We start from the raw sequence: 1,176 nt of genomic DNA, 5'->3' as shown, positions 1-1,176 counted from the left end.
GTCGACCGTGAACAATCCGAGCCCTAAGCGGCGACCGGCTTCGGCCGGATTTGAAGCAGGGCAATCAAGAGCGACAAAAACCCCTTCAGCCACCTGAGCAGGAGGGAGAAGTTGTAGCCGGCGGCGGCCAGGATGGCGTTGAGGGTGTCGCCCTGCTGGCCGGCGAGGTAGTTGCGGCCCATTCTGTGTTCGCTCTTGATGTGGCCGATGACGGGCTCGACCGCCGACCGCCGTCGCATCTGGCGCTTGATGGCTGGGGTGACGCGGCGTTTCTGGCCCGCGGTGAAGACCCTGAGCTTGTGGCTCTGCGGTGCGTTGTGGCCGCGATAGCCGGCGTCGGCGAGGATGCGGCCGATCTCGTTGCCGATGGTCTTTTCCATGTCGGGGATGACGCTTGCCAGCGTGTGGCCGTCATAGGGATTGCCGGGCAGTGCTTTTGCATGCAGGGCGAACTGGCCGCCCCTGGAGCGCTTCAGCGTGGTGGCCACCGACACCTTCACCCCGAACTCGTAGGGCGCATGCGCCTTGCCCTTGCCGATGCATTCCACCTCGTGTGCGTGCAGGCTGTAGATCTTGCGGCCGCGCTGGCGCTGGCGTTGCTCGAGAACGGTGGCGGCCTGGTAGAGCGGCCATTTGAACAGCGTCCAGCCCCTGATCGCCGGCGATCTGGCGACCAATGTCGCGAATGGTCCGGCCGAGATAGGTCTTGAGCTTGCGTAGCGCCTTGTTGGCCCGCTTGAACTGCTTGGCGTGGGCATAGCGCTGGTGGCTGATCAGCGCCAGCTTGCCGACCCGCACATAACTCTGGCGCAAATGGAGACCCGTCCTCTTGGCCAGCCGCACCAGCCGTTCGCGTGCCCGATGGATGAGCTTGGCGTCGGTCGGGAACATGACGTTCTTCGGCTGCACGGTGGTGTCGACGATCACCTGGCGCGTGTCGGCCGGTTTCATCGCCCCGGTCTTGACCGCGAGGCTGAGGCTCTCCTGCAACAGCACCATAATCCGCTCCTCGCCCATACGGCTGCGCCAACGCGTCATCGAGGAGCGGTCGAACGGCAGCGTATGGCAAAAGAACGTCTCGCCGGTGAGATACTGGAAATAAGGGTTCTCCACCCAGCGCTCGCACAGCACCTCATCCGACAGGTTGAAGGTGTGCTTGAGGATCGCCAGCCCCGC

At 64.2% G+C, this 1,176-nt stretch carries 1 pseudogene; it reads right to left on the bottom strand.

Annotated features, from left to right (window positions below):
- Positions 1-23: 23 nt before the first annotated feature.
- Positions 24-1,176, bottom strand: a pseudogene (locus P9230_RS32190) (IS5 family transposase); the annotation flags it as partial.

Source organism: Mesorhizobium sp. WSM4887 (genome assembly GCF_029625865.1).
GTDB lineage: Bacteria > Pseudomonadota > Alphaproteobacteria > Rhizobiales > Rhizobiaceae > Mesorhizobium.
Note: the sequence above shows the minus strand (reverse complement) of the source record. Positions and strands in the feature narration are given on the sequence as shown.